Below are 21186 nucleotides of genomic sequence, written 5' to 3'. Positions count from 1 at the left end.
TCCGAAGAACCGAAGGACTGAAGAACTGAAGGACTGAAGAACTGAAGGACTGGGAAGTACTTTAATGGCTTACTGTCCACTATACAAGCAGCTTGCTGTTGAACTGCACAAATGAACTGTCAGGACTCCGGTACGGGACGCCGGACCACCACGACGACCAGCACCGCCGCGGCCAGCACCGCCGACACCAGCGGGAGCCCGCCGACCGGGTGGCCGAGCAGCGCCGCCCCGAGGCCGGAACCGCCGGCGATGCCGATCTGGAAGCCGGTGACGTAGACCGAGGACGCGCGGTCGGCCTCCGCGCCCGCCAGCCGCATCACCCCGGTCTGGAAGACGGGCCCCGCCGCGGCGAACGCCCCTCCCCACACCGCGACCGCGACGCCCGCCACGGTCCAGGACACCGCCACCGGGGCCGGGGCGAAGGAGAGGGCCAGCAGACCGGTCCCCGCCGCGAAGGCCGCCATGGTCACCGTCGCCGCGCGCCGCGGGGCCCGGTCGTTGTGACGGCCGATGAGGTACGTCCCCACCGCCCCGGCCGCGCCGAAGACGGCCAGCAGCACGATCACCGAGCCCGGCGTCCCGGTGGCCCCGGCGACGACGAGGGCGAAGTAGGTGTAGCTGAGGAAGTGCGCGACGACCAGCACCACCGCGACGGCGCACAGGGTCAGGACCGCGGGCCAGTCCACCGCCCCGGACGCGCCGGCCTTCCCCGCCCGCCGGTTCCGCGCCGCGGGCGGCTCCGCCGGCGGCGGGTCCGTCGCCGGACCGGGGCGCAGGGCCCACACCAGCGCCCCGGTCACCGCCGCCGTGGCCACCGCGAGCAGCAGGGAAGTGGCCCGCCACCCGATGAGTTCGCCGACGAACGTGGTGCCGGGGCTGCCCACGATCGCCGCGAGGGAGGAGCCGCCGAAGACCGCCGCGGTCGCCGTCCCCACCCGCCCGCGCGGCACCAGACCGGCCGCCGCCGGGGCGATCAGCGACCAGAGCACCCCGTGGGTCAGCGCCGCGGCCACCCGGCCGGCCACCATCATGGCGAACCCCGTGGCGGCCGCCGTGAGCAGCTCGGCGACGACCAGCACCAGCAGGGAGACCACCAGTGCCGTGCCCCGGGAGACGCGCCCGGCGAGGGCGACGGTGGGGATGGTGACGGCACCGGCGACGACGGCGTACCCGCTCACGAGCAGTCCGACCCGGCCGGCGCCGACCCCCAGATCGGCGGCGATGTCGTGGATGAGCCCGACCGGGAAGACCTCGAAGGTGACGTAGACGAAGGTCGCGGCGGCGAGCACCGCCAGGCGTACGGCGGTCGGCGCGTCGATCCGGTCCGGCGCGGCCGTCGGCGGCGCCGCGCTCACCGGCGCCCTCCGGCCACGGCGTCCCCCGCGGCCGTACGGCGATCCGCCGCGTCCCCGGAAACCGGGCCGACCCGGACCAGGACCTTGGGGCGGGCCCGCCCGGCGTCCGCCAGGCGGGCGAAGGCGGCGCCGAGGTCGTCGACCGGGAAGACCCGGTCGACGAGGGCGTCCAGGTCCACCGCCCCGGATTCCACCAGGGCGACCAGCCGGTCCCAGTACCCGATGCCGGACAGCACCCCGTGCAGCGTGACGTCCCGGATGACCAGGGCCGCCGCGTCGAACCCGTCGACGGCGCGGTGCGGCGTGCCCAGTTGGGCCACCCGCCCGCCGGAGGCGACCAGCCGGACGGCGGAGCGGACCGCCGCCACGCTGCCGGACGCCTCGATCACGGCGTCGTACGCCTCCCCGTCGTCCGCGCCGGGCGCCGCCACGGCGGTGAGGCCGAGCCGGCGGGCCAGGTCCCGCGCCGCGGGCTGGGGGTCGAAGACGACGGTGCGGGCGCCCAGCGCCCGGGTGACCTGGGCCGCGGCGAGCCCCAGGGTGCCCGCGCCGAGGACCGCGACCCGGTCCTGCCGGGTCACGGCGATCCGGTCCACCGCGTGGACCGCGGCGGCGGTCGGCTCCAGCAGCACGCCGGCGGCGTCGGACAGGGCGTCGGGTATCCGGGTCAGGGTGCTCACCGGTGCGGTGATCAGCTGCGCGCCCGCGCCGGGACGCGGGCCGAGGACGCCGATCTCGCTGCGGTCCGGGCAGTACCGGACACGGCCGGCCCGGCAGTGCGGGCAACGGCCGCAGACCCGGAAGTTGTGCCCGGCGACCCGCTGTCCCGCCAGGGCGGGATCGACGCCGGGGCCCAGCCCGGTCACCGTGCCGACCCACTCGTGGCCCGGGACGAAGGGGTAGCTCTTCAGGCCCTCGCGGAGGTAGTTGCTGCTGCCGTCGTAGAAACCGAGGTCCGTGCCGCACAGACCGAGCAGACCCACCCGGACGAGTACCTCGTCCGGGCCGGGCTCGGGCGGATCGACCTCGGTGATCGTCACCGCGCGGGGGCCGGTGAGCAGGATGGCTTTCATCGTTCGTCCTTGGCGTGGCTGGATCCGGCCGCGGCACGGCACAGCGTGATGTCGGTCCGCAGGCGGGTCGGCGAGGTGCGGTAGTCGTTCTCCACGAGCACCGAGCGCGCGCCCGCGTGCCGCAGCAGGGCGGGCAGGGTGTCGAAGACGGTGGCGGGCGCGGGGGACGCGGCAGTCGTGGGGTCCTTGACGTGCAGGTGCGGCAGGAGCAGCCCCGCGCCCCCGACGAGGCGGGCGAAGCGGACGGGGTCCTCCCCGGCGTCCAGGAGGTTGCCGGTGTCCAGCACCAGGCGCAGGACCGGGTGGTCCACGGACCGGGCGAGGGCGAGGGACTCGACGGGGCCCAGCGGGGACTCGTAGGCGACGGTCAGGCCCGCCGCCGCGGCCCGTTCGCACAGGGCGCGCAGGGCGTCGGCGGTGCCCGCCCGCAGCCCCTCGGTCACCGGCGCGCTGCGCCGGAACCCCGGCACGTGCAGGACCCCCGCGCCCAGGCTCCGGGCGCAGTCCAGGGCACGCGCCAGCAGGTCGAGGGCGGCCGGGTTCGCCACGCCGTGCTCGTGGGCCAGGCCGAGGTCGTTGACGTGGTTGACCGCGAGGACGGGGACCGGGACGTCCCGGGTGAGCGCCACGGCCCGGCGCAGTTCGCCGGGCTCGCTCAGCGGTGGCCCGCGGTGGGCGCCGCCGAAGTCCAGGTGGAGCCGGTCGGCCCCCGCCGCGAGCGCGGCCCGGGCCGCGGCCGGCCGGTCCGTACCGATCCGCCACTGCGGGGCGGCCACGACGGTGGGCCCGGCCGCTGCCGCGGGCGCCGTCGCCGTACAGGGCTCCGCCCTCGTGCCCGGTGCGCCGGTCTCAGCCGTCGTCACCGACTCCCTCGCGGGCGCCGTCGCCGTACCTGACTCCGGGGCCGGTGCCGCCCCCGTGCCCGGTGCACCGGTCTCAGCCGTCATCGCCGACTCCCGTCCGGATCGCCGTCTTGAGCACGCGCCGCCCGTCGGCCACCCTCCGGTCCGTGTCCAGGACGGAGTTGACGAGGTCCGCGGCGCCCGGCAGGTCCACCTCGTGGGTCAGTACGCCGCCGCCGCGCGGCTCGTGCGGCGGCCGGGCCAGCAGGACGTCGAACGCCTGCCGCAGATGACGGTTGGCGACGCCGCGGTGGCCGTACAGGATCAAAGGGCCGGCCGGCCGGTCGAAGCGGTGCACCCGGGGCGGCGTGGGCTCGCCCCCGCAGTTGTCGGCGCGCAGTGCCGCCACGTCGATGTCGCCCGCGGACAGCGGGACGGGGCCCGACGGCAGGCCGGCGTGCACATCGACCAGGAGCGTGCCCCGCACGTGGCGGTCCACGGCGCCCAGTCCCTCCAGGGTGCCGGTGCGCGGGGTGGCGATCAGCGCGCAGACCGGCGCGGGCAGCTCGGCGAGCCGCTCGGGCAGGCCGGGGGCGCGCGGGTCGACCGCGTCGGCGCCGTGTCCCACCAGCAGACCGGGTGTTCCGGGCAGCCGGCGCCGCCAGGCTTCGAGGGCGAGCCGGCCCACGATCCCGTCGCCCCACACGACCACGGCGGCCGGCCGCGCCACGCCGAGGGCGATCTCCAGTCCGTACAGCACCGAGGCGAGCGGCTCGGCCAGGGCGGCCGCCTCCGGGCGGTCCGCGCCCTCGGGCACCGGCAGGACCAGGCCGGCGCGTACGGCGTTGGCGGGGACGCGGGTGCGCTCCGCCCACAGGCCGGGCAGGTTGTGCCCCAGCAGGAACGAGGGGTCGCGGGGGTGGGTGGGGTTGACGGTGACGAGGGAGCCGGCGCGCAGGCCGGTGCCGCCGGGCTCGACGACCCGGGCCACGCCCTCGTGCCCCAGCACCCGGCTCGGGTCGGCCCGCAGCCCGCGCAGGATCTGCCAGTCGGTGCCGCAGATCCCCGCGGTCACCGGGGCCAGCAGGACGTCCCCGGGACCGAGCCGGGGCGTCGGCACCTCGGCGACCTCGACACGGGTGCGGCCCCGCGCGTCGGCCGGGAGGCGCACCAGCGCCCGGTGTGTCGCGGCGCTCACGGCACGATCCCGGGCAGCCAGCGGCCGACGCGTTCCGCCCCGCGCAGGGGATCGACCGCGCCGGGACCGCACCACACCAGCCGGCCGGCGAGCCAGTCCGGCTCCCGGCCCCGGTCGGCGTAGGAGGTGGCCAGGCCGAGCTGCCGGCGCAGTTCGGCGGCGTAGTGGTCGCCGAGGCCCTCGACGACTCCGCCGCCGATCCCGAGCAGGTCGAGGTGCGGGTCGAGGCACCACAGGGTGCGCAGCAGGTGGGCCACCGGTTCGACGCACAGCTCCAGCAGCCGGCGTGCCCGGGGGTCGCCCGCCGTGAGGGCGTCGGGGAACCGCTGCGGGAGCGCCGGCCCCCACGCGATGCCCAGCAGTCCGGCCACGCGCGCGATGCCGGGCCCGGACGAGACCGACGCGAGGTGGCCGGTCCCGCCGCACTCGCACGGCAGGGGGGCCCGCCGCAGCTCCGGGGCGGTGGTCATGGCCGGCAGGTGGCCGACCTCACCCTGCAGGCCCCGGTCGTCGACCGGGATGCGGTGGCGTTCCAGGTCGGCGACGCGCATCGCGATGCCGCTGCTGAGGGTCAGGTATCCGACGCGCCGGACGCCGGGCCGGGCGTGTGCCGCGGCGAAGTCCACCAGGGCGGCGGTGACGTCGTTGACCAGCCGCCAGGTGACGTCGGGGCGGCGCTCGCGCAGTACGGCGCCCAAGTCGTACGGCTGCGCCGCCGCGCCCCACAGCGGCGCCGAACCGAGGATCTCGCCGGTGAGGTGGTCGATGGCCGCGCCGAAGGAGACCGCGGCGTGGGCGCCGGGCGGGGCCGCCGCGCACAGCAGCTCCGCCATGTCCTCGCGCAGGAGCGCGAGGGGCCGGTCGGGGTGGTTGAGCCGGCTGGGCGAGCGCAGCCGCTCCACGGGGCCGTCCGCTCCCCCGGTCCGCAGCCGCACCCAGGTGCCGCCGACGTCGGCCGCGAAGGCGGTCACCGTCCGGGACGCGCTGCCGGGCGCCGCGGTCGCGCTGGTCATCGCCGTGCCCCGGCCCGGCCGGCGAGCGGCTCGGGCGTCGTCACCGTCACCGCGCCGGCCCCGGACGGTCCCGGCACGACCCGGAAGCCCCGGAAGTCGGCGTGGCGTTCGGCCACGTCGTCGAAGTCGTCGAGGCCGCCGATGACCACGGTGCGGGCGCCGCTGGCCAGGCCCGCGCGCACCCCGGCGCCGGAGTCCTCGAAGACGACCGTGTCGCCGGGCGCGACGCCGAGCCGGGCGGCGGCGCGCAGATAGCCCTCGGGGTGCGGCTTGCCGCGGACCACGTCGTCGGCGCTCACCAGCACCTCGGGCAGGGGCAGGCCGGCGGCGGCGAGCCGCACCTCGGCGAGCTTGCGGCCGGCCGAGGTGACGATCGCCCAGGAGCCGCGCGGCAGCGCCGCGAGGAACGCGCGCGCGCCGGGTATCTCGGTGATGCCGGTGGTCTCCGACTGCTCGTGCGCGACGAGCCGCCGGGTCTCCGCGGCGGCCCGTTCCGGATCGGCGACGAAGTGGGCGACCGTCTCGCGGGTGGGACGGCCGTGCGCGTACGCCAGCACCTCGGCGAGGTCGGTCCGGTGCCGTGCGCTGAAGTCCGCCCAGGTGGACTCGACGAGGGCGGTGGAGTCCACCAGCGTGCCGTCCATGTCGAAGAGCAGGACCGAGGCGCGCAGGTGCGGCGAACGGGCCTCGGGGGGTGCCGCCGGGGTGGCCGGCTGTGGCTCGGGCATGTTCGTTCCTGACTATCGGAGGGAGGGGTCCAGGGGCCGGGACTGGGAGACCGGCAGCCCGGCGGCGACGGGCGTCCAGGTGGTGTCCTCGTGCACGACGAGGGCCTCGCCCGCGTACGGCACCCCGCGGGTCCGGGCGAGTTCGACGGCCAGGGGGGCGAACGCCGCCGGGGACATGTAGCCGCTGTAGTCGAAGTCCGGTGACCGGCGGGCCCGGATGCCCGGACTGTCGACCATGCCGGCCGGCAGTGCCTCGACGAACGTCACGTCGTCGGCGTCGGTCTCCAGCGCGACGGACCGGATCAGCGAGCTGGCCGCGGCTTTGGTGGCGGCGTACCCGGACCGGTTGGGTCCCGCGTTGTACACCACCTCGGACGAGATGTGCAGGAACAGTCCGGGGGCGGCCGGCCGCAGCAGCGGCAGCGCCGCCTTCAGCGTCCGGGCCAGACCGTGCACGTTGATGGCGAACTGGTCCAGCCAGTCGGTCTCGTCGGTCTCCAGGAACGGCTCGCGCCGCGCGGTGAAGTAGATCGCCGAGTAGCAGACCAGGGAGACATCGGCCGGCAGGTGGGCGCGCAACGCCCGCTCGGCCTGTCCGGGGTCCCGGAAGTCGAGCCGGTGCCACACCAGCCGGTCGGCGCCGGGGCCGGCCGGCCTGCTGCGGCTGAAGACGTGCGTCTCGATGCCCTCGGCGGCCCAGGCGTCGGCGATGCCGCGGCCGATCCCGGTCGATCCGCCGACCACGGCCGCCCTGGCGGGGCCGCCTGCCGGGCGGCTCACGCGCCGACCTGCTCGGGCACGAGCGCGGAGGCCCCGAGGGCGTGCTCGCGCAGCAGCCTGGTGGCGTCGCGCAGTTCCGCGGGCGTGACGTCGTTGACGAAACGGTGCCGTCCGATGCCGATCGGCAGGGGCAGCCGCTGCTGGCCGTCGCGGTGGCGCACCGTGTCCCGCAGGGCCTCCTGGAGCAGCGTCGGGTCTTCGAGGACCTCGTTCCACAGGGGCAGTCCGAGCCGGCGCATCACGCGGTAGACCCGCTCGGCCTGGTCCTCGGCGACGAAGCCGCGCAAGGTCGCCAGCGCGGTGGTCAGCGCCATGTCGACGGCCACGGCCTCGCCGTGCAGCAGCTCGGGCAGGGCGTGCATCTCCAGCGTCGGGCTGAAGGTGTGGCCGTAGTCCACGCAGCGCTCCAGGGCGGACTCCCAGAGGTTGGGCTGGAGTTCTTCGAGCATGAGGTGGATGGACTCGGCGATGATGGCGTCCGCGGCGCCGGCGAGGTCCTCGGTGCTCCCCTGGAAGCGGTCGGCGCGGACGTCCGCGCCCCGCGACTCCAGCAGGGCGAACAGGTCCTCGGAGCGGATGAGGGCCATTTTCAGGATCTCGGCGAGGCCGTTGCTGACGTGCCGCAGCGACAGGCTGCGCAGGAACGACCGGTCCAGGAAGGTGGCCGTCGCCGGCGCGTAGGTGCCCAGCCGGTTCTTGCCGCGCTCGTAGTTGACCCCGGTCTTGACCCCCACTCCGGCGTCGACGAGGCCGATCAGCGTCGTGGGGACGCGGATGTACGGCGTGCCGCGCCGGTAGAGGCTGGCCGCGAAGCCGACGATGTCGGTCAGTACGCCGCCGCCGACGGCGAGCACCGGCTCACGGCGCCGGTCGATCCCGAAGTCGTTCATGGCGTCGACGACCCGCGACACGGCGTCCCACTGCTTCACCGACTCGTCGGCGCGCAGCGGGACCACGGTCGCGTCGATCCCGTTGGCGGTGAACCAGGCGCGCACCTCGCCGCCGTAGAGCGCGTCGACGTTCTGGTCGACGACGACCAGCCGCCGGTCGCCCGGGGACATCGGGGCGTCGGGGCAGCCGGTCAGCAGCGTGCTGTTGCCCGGTGCGAACAGGCCGTTGGAGCTGACGACGTGGTAACGCACCTGACGGACGGCTTCGACCGTCCAGAACGGGTCGCCCCCGAGACTCTGACGAAGCCCTTGTGTGAAGACCGTACCGCTACGCATATCTCCTCCAGCGTGAGCCGCCATTGCGTGAGCACCATAGACTCTTTATCGGCGCGGTGTCGACTATATTAGCCACTCGACGCTCTACGTGTCATCCGTGTTACACTCGGCACAAGTGTCGATATACAGGCGACGCGAGCACCCAAGAGGACGCCGTCCGGCGAGGCCACGCCTCCACTCCCCCGGTGGAGGACCCGTCGAGTCGCCGCACCCCACGGAGGTCACAACGTATGGCTACGCTGGCGGAACGCCTCAACTCCTGGTTCGCCGACGCCGCCACCCCGGACGCCGTGGGCCGGCTGCGCGAGCCGTCCACCTCGGAGGTGGCCAAGGCCATCTCCGACGACCCGCGCCACGACGTGACGATCTCCCGGAGCTATCTCACCGCCCTGCGCAACGGCTCGCAGACCAATCCGACGGTCAGCGTCCTCTCCGCGATCGTCACGTACTTCCAGTCCCGGGACATGACCCTGCCGGTGTCGGTGAGCGCGCTCATCGACGAGACGCCGCCGGCCAACGCCGCGGAGCCGAACGACGGCTGGGCGGAGGCGCTCGCCGACCGGCAGGTGCAGTCCATCGCGATGCGGGCCGGCCGGCTGACCCCCGAGCTGCGCGAGCAACTGCTGTCCATCATGGACGTACTGGACAGCTCGGCGAAGCCGCCCGCCGCCACAGGCTCCGAGGGGCCCGGGGACGGCACGGCATGAGGCGGCTCACGCGCGGTCGTCCGGCGGCGGGCCCACGCCCCGGCACGGACCGGTCCGTATAGCGCGCAGTTCGCGGGAGAGCCGGATCAGGGTGCCCAGGTCCTCCTCGTAGTCGTGGCCGTCGATACTGCGCCTGCTGCGCGGCGCGAGGACGAAGACCGCCTCTCCCTGCGGACCGCCGTCCGGCGGGCTGTCGCGCCGCAGCCGCAGGGCGTACGCGACCAGGCTCGCGGACGCCTTCAGGTCGTCCTGCGACACGGGCTTCGCCGTCTTCTCGGCCGCGAGCCGCAAGTAGGGGCCGAGCCGGGTCAGCCCGTCCCGGCACTCCACATAACGCCGGTAGACGGACGAGGAATTCACCAGAAGGCCGTGCCGCCTGCCGCGGCGCTGTTCCAGGACCAGTTCGGGATATGCCTCCACAAGACGGTGCCACAGTTCCTCCAGTCCGTGGAACTGGCGGCGGTGATCGAGCATCTCCCGCACCGTCTTCACCACGCTGAAGAAAAAGGGCACGCTCAGCCCCGCACACACCACGATCGCGGCGACCTGGCCGAAGAAGAAGACATCGGGGTAGTCGATGAGCCGGCCGGGCTCCCGCAAGGTGGGCAGATTCACCCAGAGGAATCGGAAAATGCAGGTGAGCGCCAGTCCGCCCAGCCCGACGGCGACGATTCTCAGGGAGGTCCGCCGCAGCGGACCGCCGCGCCGGGCGTGCCGCCCGGCCAGATAGGCACTGGCGGCATATCCGAACAGCAGATAGAAATTCCCGAAGTTGTAGAAAGTGCGCACACGCCAGTCGACGAGGTAGGCCGATGTCAACGCGTGATCGCGCAATGGACCCGGAAGAAGCGCCGACACGGTGAACATCGCCGTCAGGCAGACGAGACAGGCGCCTATTTCCCAGGGCCACGGCGGCATGAGACGCCGCACCGGGCGTTCGCGCAGGAAGCCGACCATGCAGGCGAGGCCGATCAGGACCTCGGTGTTGTACGCGACCTTGGAGAAGCCTTCGAAGGTGGCGCCGTCCACGAGGCGCAGCACGGGCGCCTGCGCCAGCAGGTTCCCCGCGCCCATGAGCAGCAGGGCCAGACAGAGGTGCAGCCGCATGGGATCACGTAAGCGCCGCCGGATCAGAGCGGGCATCGTCCACACCGCACCGCCGAAGAGCGTGGTGATGGCGATGAGATTGAGCGCGCTCACACCGCTCCGTCGGTGAGTACGAGGCTGTTGTAGACCGAGGGACGCCAGGGCTCGTCGAGTCCGTGACTCCGTATGTGCCGGCTCATGGAGATCGCCCGGTACATGATCGTCGACGCGATGATCTCGGCGTCGCGCTCGTCCCGGTCGGAATAGCAGGTCCGCTCCACCGTGCCGGACGGCCGCTCACCCGCGAGGTCGAACGCGACGATGTGTCCGACCTCGTGAAGAATGATGTGCGCCTGGTGCGCTTTGGTCGTCTTGGCCTGATAGACGATGACATCCTCGTGTTCACGGGATATCAGCACGCCGAACGGCCCGTCGGCCGACAGATCCCACTCCATGAGCCTGATCGGCCTGCCGCGCATTTCGCCGATCTCCTCGCACAGGGCGGCGACGCTCAACGGCAGCCGCGGCGTGAGCCGGCGCATCAAATGGTGGCTGTGTGCACGCAGTCGAGCGTCACGCAGCCGGTCGCTCCACGCACTGAGCACCCATGCCGGAAAACCCCGATTTCCTTTGCTCAACACCTGATCTCCCCCGTGCGACAAGCGCTGAATCCAGCCCCGCGGGTCGCCCCCATCGCCAAGCCGCGGAAACCGATCACGGAAAATCTACGACACCTCCCGCCACCCGCCAACAAAACGAGATCTACATCACTCGGCTGTAACGGAACGTTCACGAGCGGTAGTGATCAGCCGGACAGCGCCCCCGGCACCGGGGCAGGTCAGCCCGCCCCTGCGACACGAAACCCGGCCTACGCCGCCCGGTACGCCCGGAGGAAGGTCCGTACCCCCTCGACGATGAGCGGTCGCACCCGGGGGTCCTCCGCGGCGTTGGCGGCACCGAACCGGTTGAGCGCGACCCCGAAGGTCAGCGCGATGAACTGGTCGGCCGCCAGGCGCGCGTCGGGGACGTCGAGCAGTCCGGCTCCGGCGAAGGCGGCGAACCGCTCGGCGAGCGCCTCGTCGGGAGTGTCGGCCATCGGGTTCCCGCCCCGGTCCGGCAGTGGGCCGGGGGTCGCGCGGACCAGTCGTTGCAGCGTGGCGTACTCCGCCGAGCCGAGCATGTCGGTCGAGATGCGCATCGAGAACTCGACCAGGACGTCTTCCAGACCGGCGGCTTCGGTGCGGTCGGTGAGGGTGTCGTCGAGGATGCGCCGGATCGTGCCGATCAGCGACTGGCCGACGGAGTCGACGACCGCGTGCAGCAGCGTCTGCTTGTCGCCGAAGTAGTCGTAGACCGTCCGCTTGGACACCTCGGCCCGGGCCGCGACCGCGTCCACGCTGGACCGGTCGAATCCGTTGGCGAGGAACAACTCCCGGGCGGCGGAGAGGATCGCGGCCCGCTTCTGCGCGGACCCCTCGCGCAGTGTCTTCGTGGTCGGCATGTGCTCAACCCTACTCGCTCTACACTGCACGGTGTAGTGTAGTCGTGGAACGACGATGCACCGCGCCCCGCGCCGGCGGCCACTTGGCCCGCGCCGGGCCGGCGACGAGGGAAAGGACGTTCATGACCGCGACAACCCTGGCTCCCCCGGTTCGCGTCGGGAAGCCCGCCGTCTGGGCTCTCGGCCTGCTGGCAGCCGCCACCGGGACCCTGGAGTCGGTGGTGGCACCGACGCTCCCGCTGCTGCAACGCGAACTGTCGATGAGCCCCGCACAAGGGGCGTTGCTCAGCATCACGATGCTCCTCACCGGCGCCCTCGTCACACCGGTCGCGGGCAGTCTCGGTGACCGCCACGGCGGAAAACGGGTCATGCTCCGGCTGATGGCGGTGGTGGCGGCCGGCGGCCTGGTGTCCTCGCTGGCCCCCAACCTGCCGGTGCTGCTGCTCGGCCAGGTCCTGGAGGGCGCGATGGTGGGCGCGATGCCGCTCTCGTTCATCCTGGTCCGCAAGCACCTCCCGGCCGGAGCGGCCCAGGTGGCCATCGGCGTGGTCAGCGGGCTGTTCGTGGGCGGCGGCATGCTGGGCACGCTGGTGGCCGGGCCCGTCGCGGAAGGGCTGTCCCGGCACTGGATGTTCGCGTTACCGACGATCGCGATCGTCGCGGCGACCCTGCTCGTCCACCGGCTGCTGCCGGACGATCCGCCGGGCCGCTCGGACGCCCGGATCGACTGGCCCGGCCTGGCCCTCCTGAGCGGCATCCTGCTGACGCTCATGCTCGGGCTCGCGACCGCCCCCGAACTCGGCGGCCGGCCACTCCTGCTGGGCGCCCTCGTCCTGCTCCTGGCCCTGCTCGTGACCGGATGGACCGCCGTCGAACGCCGGTCGCCCGCGCCGATGGTCGATCTGCGCATGGTGGCGAAGCCCGCGATCTGGAGCTCGTACGTGATCACGTTCGCCGTCTGCGCGGGCACGTCGGTGTCGATGTTCCTCGTCCCGCAGCTGTTCGCGGCGTCCGCCGACGGGTACGGCTTCGGGGCCGGCTCCACCGACATCGGACGGTACCTGCTGCCCGGCACCGTCGCGGGGGCGGTCAGCGGGCCGCTCGCCGGGGTCGTGGCGCGGCGGTTCGGCGCACGTACCGCGGTCGCCGCGGGGATCGGCGTCATGACGGCCACGCTGGTCGGCATGGCGTTCGTGCACGCCGAGGTCTGGCACCTCGTCGTCGGCAAGACGCTGGTCGCCCTGGCCAGCGGTGTCTGCGTCACGGCGATGGTCGTCAAGACCGCCACCTCCGTCGATCACGGCGACACCGGCACCGCCACCAGCCTGGTCCTGGTGATCCGCGTGATCGGCATGGCCGCGGGCGCTCAGGTCAGCGGCGCCTTCCTCACCGCCGGGACCCTCCCGGGAGCGGACGCCCCGGCCGAATCGGCCTTCGTCACCGGCTTCGTCATCGCCGGAGTCGTCACGGCGCTGTCCCTGCTCGCCGTCCGCGCGATGAACAAGGAAGCCAAGGCATGACACGGAGGAGTCACGACATGGCAACGGCACAGAGGAGAGAAGCAATGACGCGAGAGGGACAGGACATGACCGCCACGCGCCCGTCGACGGGCATCCGTACCGCACGCGGGCGCGAGGTGCTGATATCGGGAGCCGGCATCGCGGGTTGCGCCCTCGCCTTCTGGCTGAACCGCCACGGGTACGCGGTCACGGTCGTGGAGAAGGCCGCCGCGCCGCGCGACGGGGGTTACCCCATCGACGTGCGCGGCACCGCGCTGGAGGTCGTGCGCAGGATGGGGCTGCTGCCACGGCTGCGGGACGCCCACATCGACCTGCGCCGGATGACCTTCCTGGACGGGGACGGCGGCACGGTCGCCTCGGTCAGCCCGCAGGACGTCGTCGGCGGTGTCGCGGGACGGGACATCGAGGTGCGGCGCGGGGATCTGACCGGCGCCCTGTACGCGGCGGTCCGGGACGACGTGGAGTTCCTGTTCGACGACTGCGTCGACACCCTCGACCAGTCCGCCCACGGGGTCGACGTCACCTTCCGCGGGGGCGGCAGGCGTACGTTCGACATGGTCTTCGGCGCGGACGGGCTGCACTCCCGTACCCGGGAGCTCGTGTTCGGCCCCGAGGAGCGGTTCCACCGCTACCTCGGGTACTGCTTCGCCGTGTTCACCATGCGCAACACCCTCGGCCTCTCCCGCGAGATCACGATGTGGAACACCCCGGGCAGGGCCGCCGCGCTCTACGCCGTGGGGGACGACGACGAGGTGCACGCCTTCCTGAACTTCGCCCGCCCGCAACCGCCGTCCGACGCGATCCGTACCCCGCAGGCCCGGCAGGACCTGGTCGCCGCGGTCTTCGCCGACGCGGGGTGGGAGGTCCCGGGCATGATCGCCGCCATGCGCGACGCGGACGACCTGTTCATCGACGTGGTCAGCCAGATCCGTATGCCCCGCTGGTCCCGTGGCAGGGTCGCGCTGGTGGGCGACGCCGCGTACGCGCCCTCGTTCCTCACCGGACAGGGCACCAGCCTCGCGCTCGTCGGCGCGTACATGCTCGCCGGTTCCCTGGCCGGCCGGGACGCCGCCGCGGGCCTCGCGGCCTACGAGGACACCACCCGCGCGTTCGTGACCGTGAACCAGGACCAGGTCGCCGCGGGCGAGGCCGCCCTCTTCCCCACCACCGCCCAGGCCCTGGAGCGGCGCAACGCCATGCTGCGCGGCCTCGGCGCCCTGCCGTCCCGGGAGGAACGACCGGCCCACTCGGCCCTCACTCTGCCCGAGTTCGCGCCCCTGGGGTGACTCGGCGCGTGCGCGCGCCTGACGTCACCGGTGCCGGGGAACCGGATGATCCACGTTTTCCTGAATTCAGGTTTCCGTGTACCGTCAGGGCGTGCTGACTCTCGCTTCCGACATCGAGGTCCTGGCACGGTTCGGGCGCGCGCTCGCCGACCCGAACCGCTGCCGGATCCTGCTCGCCCTGCGTACGGCCCCGGCCTACCCCTCCGACCTCGCCGACGCCTTGGGGATCTCGCGCACCCGGCTGTCGAACCACCTGGCCTGTCTGCGCGACTGCGGCCTGGTCGTCACGGTCCCGGACGGCCGGCGCACCCGTTACGAACTCGCCGACGACCGCCTCGGCCACGCCCTGGACGACCTGCGGACGGCCGTCGTGGCCGTCGCCGCGGACCGCACCTGCGCGGACGCCGAGGAGAAGGGCTGCTGCTGAATGACCACGCTGCCCCTCGGTACCGGGGCCGGTACCGGTCCCGGTCCCGGCGCCGGCCCCGGTCTTTGTGCCTGTGCCGCTGCCAGTCCTTGTCCCGGTTGCGGTCCCCGGGCCGGGGCCGGGGCCGGGCCCGACTCCGGTCCCGGGACCGCTCGCCGTGACACGCTGACCCGTCGCATACGGCTGCTGGTCGCCGCGACCATCACCTACAACGTGATCGAGGCGGTCGTCGCCCTCACCGCGGGCACGATCGCCTCCTCGACCGCCCTGATCGGGTTCGGCCTGGACTCCGTGATCGAGGTGTCCTCCGCCGCCGCCGTCGCCTGGCAGTTCTCCGCCGGCGACCACGCCGTCCGCGAAGCGCGGGAGAGGACCACGCTCCGGGTCGTCGCGGCGTCCTTCTTCGCGCTCGCCCTGTACGTCACCGTCGGCTCCGTACGGGCGCTGACCGGCACCGGCGAAGCCGGTCACTCGGTCCCCGGCGTCGTTCTGGCCGCGCTCTCGCTGGCCGTCATGCCGTTCCTGTCCGCGGCCCAGCGCAAGGCCGGACGGGAGCTGGGCTCCGCCTCCGCCGTGGCCGACTCCAAACAGACGCTGCTGTGCGCCTACCTGTCCGCCGTGCTGCTCGTCGGCCTGCTCGCCCACCTCGCCCTCGGCTGGTCCTGGGCCGACCCCGTCGCCGCCCTCGTCATCGCGGCCGTCGCGGTCAGGGAAGGCCGCGACGCCTGGCGGGGCAAGGGCTGCTGCGCGCGGCAGCCGGACACGTCCTCATGTTGCGTCCCCGGCTGAGGAGTTCCGCCGACGCGGGCGCGGACCCGGGACCTCAGCGGCTTCCCGGAGGCCGTGCGCGGCAGTCCGTCCGCGATCACCAGGGACTTCAGGATCTGGTGCTCGGCTCTCCCCGACAGGGACGGCCTGGGGTGGCGTCAACAGGTGCTTCCGCTCACCTGTGCGGCATGCCGGGATCCGTGTCTTCGAGTGTCCCGAGGCCGGTCAGGGCGCCGACCGGGTCCAGGTCGGGGGTGCCCCGGGGCCACCAGTCGTCGCGGTCCGGCTCGGACTCGTAGGCGTACCACAGGCCGGTGCGGCCCAGGCGGAGCTGGACGTGGCCCCTGGGGTGGGTGAGGCGGTTGCGCCACGGGCGGAAGGCGGGCAGGTCGGCGGCGAGCAGCAGGGGCCGGGCCCGGTCGAAGCGTCCGGCCGGCGGGTCCCAGGGTTCCTCCAGGACGCCGAGGCCCTCCGGACCGCCCTGCCGCCAGGCGGCCACCGCGCGCGCCAGCTCGGCCGTGTCCCGGCCGGTCGCCCGGGCCAGAGAGGAGTAGAGGGCGCGGGTCGCGGCGGTCAGGCCGGAGCCGGGGCGGGCGGCGGCCAGGCGCACGGCGTCCTGCCAGAGCGTGAACCCGTCCACCGGGTCCCGCCCCGTGGTGAGCAGGGCGTGGGCGCGGGCGGCGGCGTCGGTGGCCAGCTGGTCCAGGGCGAAGGGGTCGGGACCGCCGGGGGCCGCCGGGTAGGCGGGCGGCTGTTCCGGGTGCGGGGGCGCGGGCAACGGCGGCGGAAGGGGCGGGCGTACGCGCGTGGCGAGGGCCTCGGTGGCGCGTATCCCTGGCAGGGGTTCCGGCTCCCTGCCCTGGGCTGCGCGGGCCGCGCGGGCGGCACTCAGCCGGGACAGGGCGTCGAGCAGCTCCCGCTCGCCCCGGCCGCGCAGCAGGAGCAGGACGAACGGATCGGCGTCGAGCAGCCGTGCCGTCTGGTAGCAGAGGGCGGCGGCGTGCTTGCAGGGGTGGCCGGAGTCGGGGCAGTTGCACTGCGGGGCGAGGTCCCCGGGGCCGGGCAGCAGGGGGACGCCGCAGTCGGCCAGGGAGTGGGGCAGCTCCTTGTCGAGCAGAGCGGCGATGTGTCCGGGCCGCTCGGCGGCGGCGTCGAGGAACCGTTCCCAGTCCGCGTCGTCCAGCGTGCGCAGCCGTACCCGCACACGGTACGGGCGGGGGCGGCTGCCCTGGACGTAGGCGAGGACGAGTCCGGGCGTGACGGTGATGGCGTCGACGTGCCCCCGCTCGGCGTACCCGCGTCCCCGCGCCAGCCGTCCGGCGTCCAGCGCGCCCTCCTCCAACGCGGTGACCCACGCGTTGCCCCACCAGCTCGCGGCGAACCCCTGCCCGGTCGACGGTCCCGGCGGGAAGGCGGGGAAGGTACGCCGCAGCTCCCCGTCCCGGCCCGGGGCGGCCATGGAACGGGGGGTGCGTGGGGACGTGGACGTGGACGTCGGTTCGGCGGCCGACGCCGGCCGGCCCCTGTCGGGGGGCGTGTGGTGGAGGGGAGCGGGGTCAGGGTCACCGGAGACGCCGTGGTCGCCCAAGGCGCTGGGGGTGCTGTGGGCGCTGGCGGTGCTGGGGCTGGGGGCGCTGGCGGTGCTGGCGGTGCTGGGGCTGGGGGCGCCGGAGTCAGCCGAGTGACCCGAGGCGCTGGAGCCGGCCGTGCGCCCCAGGTCGCTCACGTCTCCCGGGTCGCCCGAGCCACCCACGTCGTCGAGGTCGCCGACGGGCGGACGGAAGGCGTTCGCCAGCGCGGCCCGTACGGTGCGGGCGCGGGTTTCGGCGACGGTCTCGGGGCGGGCCGGGCGGCGTGCGGCAGCGGACGCGCGCGCTGGCGCGGGCACCTGGGACCGGCGTGCCTCCTGGCGGGCGGCCCGCAGCGCCTCTCGCGCGCCGTCCCCGGGACGGGCCCGCGTGGCGTCACCACCGGCGGTGACGGCGGCAGTGACGGCGGTGACGGCGACGGAGGAGTCGGCCGGGGTGGGCGGTGCCGCGTGCGCGCCCCGGGCCGCGGGGACCGCCCCCACGCTGCCGTCCGCGTCGGAGCCGGGGCCGCGGCCGGAGCCGGGACCGGAGCCGGAGTGGGAGTGGGAGCCGGAGTGGGAGTGGGAGCCGGAGTCCGAGCCGGGACCGGAGCCGGAATGGGAGCCGGGACCGGAGCCGGAATGGGAGCCGGAGTTCAAGCCAGGACCGGAGCCGGAGCCGGAGTCGGAGTCGGCGGACGGCATGTCCTCGTCTCCTCCGCGGTCGGCCGACGTGACCGTCCCGTCCCCGACGGGGGCGGCCGGTCCGGCGATGTCGGCCGACGCGTCCCCGTGGCGGACTCGCGGTTCCCCGTGCCCACCCGGCGCCATGGGGTCGTCGGTGGCGGACGGCGTGGGGGCGGTGCGCCCCGCGGCGGACACCGCACGGCGCAGCGCCGCGCGGGCGGCGTCGGCGGGGCGGGGGCCGTCGGCGGACGGCTCCTCGGCCGGGTCGGTCGACGCCGGCGTCGGCATCGGCTCCGCGGGCGGCGGCGTCGGTGCCGTCGGGGCCTGTCGTTCCCGCGCGGGTTCCGCCGTCCGTTCCCGTGCCGCGCGCAGGGCGCGGCGGGCCTCGTCGGCGGGCCGGGGCGTCATGACGACCTCCGCAGGGACACCAGGTCGGACAGCTCGCGGTCGGTCAGTTCGGTGAGGGCCGACTCACCGGAGCCGAGGATCGCGTCGGCCAGTGCCCGCTTGGCGGTGAGCATCTCCGCGATGCGGTCCTCGACCGTGCCCTCGGTGACCAGGCGGTGGACCTGGACCGGCTGGGTCTGGCCGATGCGGTAGGCACGGTCGGTGGCCTGTTCCTCGACGGCCGGGTTCCACCAGCGGTCGAAGTGGACGACGTGACCGGCCCGGGTGAGGTTGAGGCCGGTGCCCGCCGCCTTGAGGGACAGGACCAGGACCGGGGTGGCGCCGGCCTGGAAGCGGTCGACCATCCGCTCGCGCTCCGGCACCGGTGTGCCGCCGTGCAGCAGGTCGACGGGGACCGCGCGGGCGGTCAGGTGGGAGGTGAGGAGGCGGGCCATGCCGACGTACTGGGTGAAGACCAGGACCGAGCCGTCCTCCGCGAGCACCGTGTCCAGCAGTTCGTCGAGCAGGGCCAGCTTGCCGGAGCGGGCGGCGGCGCCGTCGCCCTGCTGCCGGTGGTCCTCCTTGAGGTACAGCGCGGGGTGGTCGCAGATCTGCTTCAGCGCGCCCAGCAGCTTCAGCACCAGCCCCCGGCGGGCGATGCCCTCCGCCGCCTCGATGACGGCCATCGACTCGCGCACCACCGCCTCGTACAGGGCCGCCTGCTCCCGGGAGAGCGGCACCGGGTGGTCCGTCTCGGTCTTCGGCGGCAGCTCCGGGACGATGCCGGGGTCGGACTTGCGGCGGCGCAGGAGGAACGGGCGGACCAGGCGGGCCAGCCGGGCCACCGCCTCCTCGTCCTCGCCGGTCTCCACCGCGCGGGCGTGCCGGGCGCGGAAGGACTTCAGGGGGCCGAGGAGCCCGGGGGTCGTCCAGTCGAGGAGGGCCCACAGCTCGGAGAGGTTGTTCTCGACCGGGGTGCCGGTGAGGGCGACGCGGGCGGGGGCCGGGATGGTGCGCAGGGCCTTCGCCGTCGCCGAGTACGGGTTCTTGACGTGCTGTGCCTCGTCGGCGACGACCATGCCCCACGGCAGTGCGGCCAGGGTGGCCGCCGCCGAGCGCATGGTGCCGTAGGTGGTGAGGACGAAGCCGCCGTCCAGGCCGTCCAGGGTGCGGTCGGGGCCGTGGAAGCGGCGGACGGGGACGCCGGGGGCGAACCGGGTGATCTCCCGCTGCCAGTTGCCGAGCAGGGAGGCGGGGCAGACGACGAGGGTGGGCTCGGTGCGGGCCCGCTTGAGGTGCAGGGCGATGAGGGTGACCGTCTTGCCGAGGCCCATGTCGTCGGCGAGGCAGCCGCCGAGGCCGAGCGAGGTCATCAGGTCCAGCCAGGCCAGCCCCTTGAGCTGGTAGTCGCGGAGGGTGGCGGCGAGTCCCGGCGGCGGCTCGGCGGGGGCGAGGCCGGCGGTGAGCCGGTCGCGCAGGGCCGCCAGGGTGCCGACCGGCACCGCCTCCACCGTCTCCCCGTCGACCTCCGCGGTGCCGGTGAGGGCCACGGACAGCGCGTCGACGGGGTCGAGGAGGCCCAGGTCGCGTCTGCGGGCGCGGTGGACCAGGGCCGGGTCGACCAGCACCCAGCGGTCGCGGAGGCGGACCACCGGGCGGTGCGCCTCGGCGAGCCGGTCCATCTCGGCCTCGGTGAGCGGGTCGCCGCCGAGCGCCAGCTGCCAGCTGAACCGGAGCAGGTCGCCGCTCTCGAAGAAGCCGGTGCCGTCGGTCGCCGAACCGGGCGCCGGACGGACCACGGCCGTCGCGGTGAGGTCCTGGGCCAGGTCACGGGGCCAGTGCACGGCGACGCCGGCGGTGGCCAGCCGGGTGGCCGCGATGCCGAGCAGGTCGGTCAGCTCCTCCTCGGACAGGGCCAGTACGTCGGGCACGTCCTGCTCGGTGAGCCGGTCCAGCGGCGGCCAGATCCGGGCGGCGCGCCGCACCGCGAGGGCCGCGTCGACCCGGGCGCGCGGGCCGAACGCGGGGTCCGCCGCGCCCGACCAGAGATCCGCGGTGTCGGCCACCAGGGTGGGGTCGGCGAGGCTGTGCACCTGGACCACCGCGGCACCCGCCGCGCGCCCGCGCCCGCTGTCGGCGTCGCCCGTGCCCCCGCCGTCGCCCTGCCCCGAGGCGTCGAACAGGTCGAACGGCGACAGGTCCAGGCGGAGCGAGATCCGCACACCCGCGTCCATGCCGGCGGCGACCTCGGCGGCCCAGTCCCGCGCGCCGGGCAGCCGCTGGGCGGGGCGGGCGGCGAACGGCAGGCCCAGGGCGTACGGCGCGGCCGGGGTGCGGGGCAGCGTGTCGGTGACCGCGTCCAGGAACGAGCGGATCAGCGCGCGCGGCTCGGGCAGCCGCAGCGGGCCCGGGCCGTCCAGCGGGACCGCGTGCCCCTCAGGGGGCAGGGCGGCGGCGATCGCCCGCAGGTGGGCGATGTCGTCCGGGTCCAGGGGGCCGGCCCGCCAGGCGTCGTGGCCGTCGGCGGTCAGGCCGGGCAGCAGCCGGCCCCGCGCGGCGAGCCGCAGGGCGTGCAGGGCGGCGGCGCCCCAGCAGGCGGTGGCGGGGTGGGCGGCCGGGTCGTGCCGGGCGCGCACCAGCAGGGGCAGGGCCTCCTCGACGGGGAGGGTCACCGCGGGGACGGTCCTGCGGCGCACGCGGGTGCCGTGGCGGCGGACGACGGTGAGCGGGGCGGCCCCGGGGGGCTCGGTGGGCGGGGTGTCGTCGGCCGGGTCCGGGTCCCAGAAGGCGAAGCGCCCCTCGCGCGGCAGCGGGGCGGGCAGGAAGACGGCGGCCAGCCGTACGACACCGGCACCGGGTCCCGGGCCCGCGGCGTGCGTGTCCGCGCCGTACGTGTCCGCCGCGTGCGTGCCTTCCGTGTACGTGTCCGCCGTGTACGTGTCCGTCATACGTCCTGTCACCTCCCCTCCCGTTCGCCGGATCGACTGTCTACGACTCTACGGGCGGGGTCTGACAATCGGCTCCGGACGCCTGCC

Annotated in this window: 18 protein-coding genes; 5 read left to right on the top strand and 13 right to left on the bottom strand. The window is 74.6% G+C overall.

Features of this window, described 5'->3' with window-relative positions:
* Positions 1-119 precede the first annotated feature (119 nt).
* The 8 genes from ACIQR3_RS31335 to ACIQR3_RS31300 form a co-directional block, all read right to left on the bottom strand.
* On the bottom strand, positions 120-1355 hold the full coding sequence (locus tag ACIQR3_RS31335; RefSeq protein WP_403544006.1) for an MFS transporter: 1236 nt from the start codon (positions 1353-1355) through the stop codon (positions 120-122).
* Entirely contained in the window at positions 1352-2428 is a 1077-nt protein-coding gene (locus tag ACIQR3_RS31330) for a zinc-binding dehydrogenase (RefSeq protein WP_403544005.1), read from the bottom strand. The genes ACIQR3_RS31335 and ACIQR3_RS31330 overlap by 4 nt, the downstream gene beginning before the upstream one ends.
* Entirely contained in the window at positions 2425-3291 is an 867-nt protein-coding gene (locus ACIQR3_RS31325) for a sugar phosphate isomerase/epimerase family protein (RefSeq protein WP_403544004.1), read from the bottom strand. The genes ACIQR3_RS31330 and ACIQR3_RS31325 overlap by 4 nt, the downstream gene beginning before the upstream one ends.
* Positions 3292-3364: 73 nt before the next feature.
* Positions 3365-4468 carry an alcohol dehydrogenase catalytic domain-containing protein gene (locus ACIQR3_RS31320; protein WP_403544003.1) on the bottom strand — a complete coding sequence of 368 codons (1104 nt, stop codon included), beginning with the start codon at positions 4466-4468 and terminating at the stop codon, positions 3365-3367.
* On the bottom strand, positions 4465-5481 hold the full coding sequence (locus ACIQR3_RS31315) for an ROK family protein (RefSeq protein WP_403544002.1): 1017 nt from the start codon (positions 5479-5481) through the stop codon (positions 4465-4467). The genes ACIQR3_RS31320 and ACIQR3_RS31315 overlap by 4 nt, the downstream gene beginning before the upstream one ends.
* Complete coding sequence (locus tag ACIQR3_RS31310; RefSeq protein WP_403544001.1) at positions 5478-6209, bottom strand: HAD-IA family hydrolase; 732 nt, start codon at positions 6207-6209, stop codon at positions 5478-5480. Before ACIQR3_RS31310 ends, ACIQR3_RS31315 begins: the two co-directional genes overlap by 4 nt.
* A gap of 12 nt (positions 6210-6221) precedes the next feature.
* Complete coding sequence (locus ACIQR3_RS31305) at positions 6222-6989, bottom strand: SDR family NAD(P)-dependent oxidoreductase (protein WP_403544000.1); 768 nt, start codon at positions 6987-6989, stop codon at positions 6222-6224.
* Positions 6986-8215: a sedoheptulose 7-phosphate cyclase gene (locus ACIQR3_RS31300; RefSeq protein ID WP_403543999.1), complete on the bottom strand. Its 1230-nt coding sequence runs from the start codon at positions 8213-8215 to the stop codon at positions 6986-6988. Before ACIQR3_RS31300 ends, ACIQR3_RS31305 begins: the two co-directional genes overlap by 4 nt.
* A 230-nt stretch (positions 8216-8445) precedes the next feature.
* Between ACIQR3_RS31300 and ACIQR3_RS31295 the strand changes: the two genes are divergently transcribed.
* A complete protein-coding gene (locus tag ACIQR3_RS31295; RefSeq protein ID WP_403543998.1) occupies positions 8446-8922 on the top strand; it encodes a hypothetical protein in 477 nt (158 codons plus the stop codon).
* A 6-nt stretch (positions 8923-8928) separates the two neighbouring features.
* On the opposite strand, the gene ACIQR3_RS31290 is transcribed toward ACIQR3_RS31295, so the two are convergent.
* The 3 genes from ACIQR3_RS31290 to ACIQR3_RS31280 form a co-directional block, all read right to left on the bottom strand.
* Positions 8929-10122 (bottom strand): MAB_1171c family putative transporter, encoded by a 1194-nt coding sequence (locus ACIQR3_RS31290; protein WP_403543997.1) that lies wholly within the window; start codon positions 10120-10122, stop codon positions 8929-8931.
* Positions 10119-10646 (bottom strand): hypothetical protein, encoded by a 528-nt coding sequence (locus ACIQR3_RS31285; RefSeq protein ID WP_403543996.1) that lies wholly within the window; start codon positions 10644-10646, stop codon positions 10119-10121. The genes ACIQR3_RS31290 and ACIQR3_RS31285 overlap by 4 nt, the downstream gene beginning before the upstream one ends.
* A 230-nt stretch (positions 10647-10876) precedes the next feature.
* Positions 10877-11509: a TetR/AcrR family transcriptional regulator gene (locus ACIQR3_RS31280; RefSeq protein ID WP_403543995.1), complete on the bottom strand. Its 633-nt coding sequence runs from the start codon at positions 11507-11509 to the stop codon at positions 10877-10879.
* Between the two features lie 122 nt (positions 11510-11631).
* On the opposite strand from ACIQR3_RS31280, the gene ACIQR3_RS31275 reads away from it, so the two are divergent.
* The 4 genes from ACIQR3_RS31275 (at position 11632) to ACIQR3_RS31260 (ending at position 15531) form a co-directional block, all read left to right on the top strand.
* A complete protein-coding gene (locus tag ACIQR3_RS31275) occupies positions 11632-13029 on the top strand; it encodes an MFS transporter (protein ID WP_403543994.1) in 1398 nt (465 codons plus the stop codon).
* A gap of 65 nt (positions 13030-13094) precedes the next feature.
* Positions 13095-14315 (top strand): FAD-dependent monooxygenase, encoded by a 1221-nt coding sequence (locus ACIQR3_RS31270; RefSeq protein WP_403543993.1) that lies wholly within the window; start codon positions 13095-13097, stop codon positions 14313-14315.
* A 91-nt stretch (positions 14316-14406) separates the two neighbouring features.
* Complete coding sequence (locus tag ACIQR3_RS31265; RefSeq protein ID WP_403543992.1) at positions 14407-14742, top strand: ArsR/SmtB family transcription factor; 336 nt, start codon at positions 14407-14409, stop codon at positions 14740-14742.
* Between the two features lie 165 nt (positions 14743-14907).
* Positions 14908-15531 carry a cation transporter gene (locus ACIQR3_RS31260; RefSeq protein ID WP_403544092.1) on the top strand — a complete coding sequence of 208 codons (624 nt, stop codon included), beginning with the start codon at positions 14908-14910 and terminating at the stop codon, positions 15529-15531.
* Between the two features lie 154 nt (positions 15532-15685).
* Here the strand turns inward: ACIQR3_RS31260 and ACIQR3_RS31255 are convergent, their stop codons facing one another.
* Positions 15686-18172, bottom strand: a complete 2487-nt coding sequence (locus tag ACIQR3_RS31255) for an SWIM zinc finger family protein (protein ID WP_403543991.1) — start codon at positions 18170-18172, stop codon at positions 15686-15688.
* The gene (locus tag ACIQR3_RS31250) at positions 18169-21099 is read right to left on the bottom strand and encodes a DEAD/DEAH box helicase (RefSeq protein WP_403543990.1); all 2931 of its coding nucleotides are present in this window, start codon (positions 21097-21099) and stop codon (positions 18169-18171) included. Before ACIQR3_RS31250 ends, ACIQR3_RS31255 begins: the two co-directional genes overlap by 4 nt.
* Positions 21100-21186: the final 87 nt, after the last annotated feature.

Origin of the sequence: Streptomyces sp. NPDC090994, assembly GCF_044768905.1 — a bacterium.
Taxonomy (GTDB): domain Bacteria; phylum Actinomycetota; class Actinomycetes; order Streptomycetales; family Streptomycetaceae; genus Streptomyces.
Note: the sequence above shows the minus strand (reverse complement) of the source record. Positions and strands in the feature narration are given on the sequence as shown.

Bases quoted from the DNA above. Each gene is read 5' to 3' on its own strand.
- ACIQR3_RS31310 (WP_403544001.1), bottom strand. From the start codon at position 6,209: ATGCCCGAGCCACAGCCGGCCACCCCGGCGGCACCCCCCGAGGCCCGT.
- ACIQR3_RS31330 (WP_403544005.1), bottom strand. From the start codon at position 2,428: ATGAAAGCCATCCTGCTCACCGGCCCCCGCGCGGTGACGATCACCGAG.
- ACIQR3_RS31250 (WP_403543990.1), bottom strand. From the start codon at position 21,099: ATGACGGACACGTACACGGCGGACACGTACACGGAAGGCACGCACGCG.
- ACIQR3_RS31295 (WP_403543998.1), top strand. From the start codon at position 8,446: ATGGCTACGCTGGCGGAACGCCTCAACTCCTGGTTCGCCGACGCCGCC.
- ACIQR3_RS31270 (WP_403543993.1), top strand. From the start codon at position 13,095: ATGACCGCCACGCGCCCGTCGACGGGCATCCGTACCGCACGCGGGCGC.
- ACIQR3_RS31275 (WP_403543994.1), top strand. From the start codon at position 11,632: ATGACCGCGACAACCCTGGCTCCCCCGGTTCGCGTCGGGAAGCCCGCC.
- ACIQR3_RS31315 (WP_403544002.1), bottom strand. From the start codon at position 5,481: ATGACCAGCGCGACCGCGGCGCCCGGCAGCGCGTCCCGGACGGTGACC.
- ACIQR3_RS31300 (WP_403543999.1), bottom strand. From the start codon at position 8,215: ATGCGTAGCGGTACGGTCTTCACACAAGGGCTTCGTCAGAGTCTCGGG.
- ACIQR3_RS31280 (WP_403543995.1), bottom strand. From the start codon at position 11,509: ATGCCGACCACGAAGACACTGCGCGAGGGGTCCGCGCAGAAGCGGGCC.
- ACIQR3_RS31255 (WP_403543991.1), bottom strand. From the start codon at position 18,172: ATGACGCCCCGGCCCGCCGACGAGGCCCGCCGCGCCCTGCGCGCGGCA.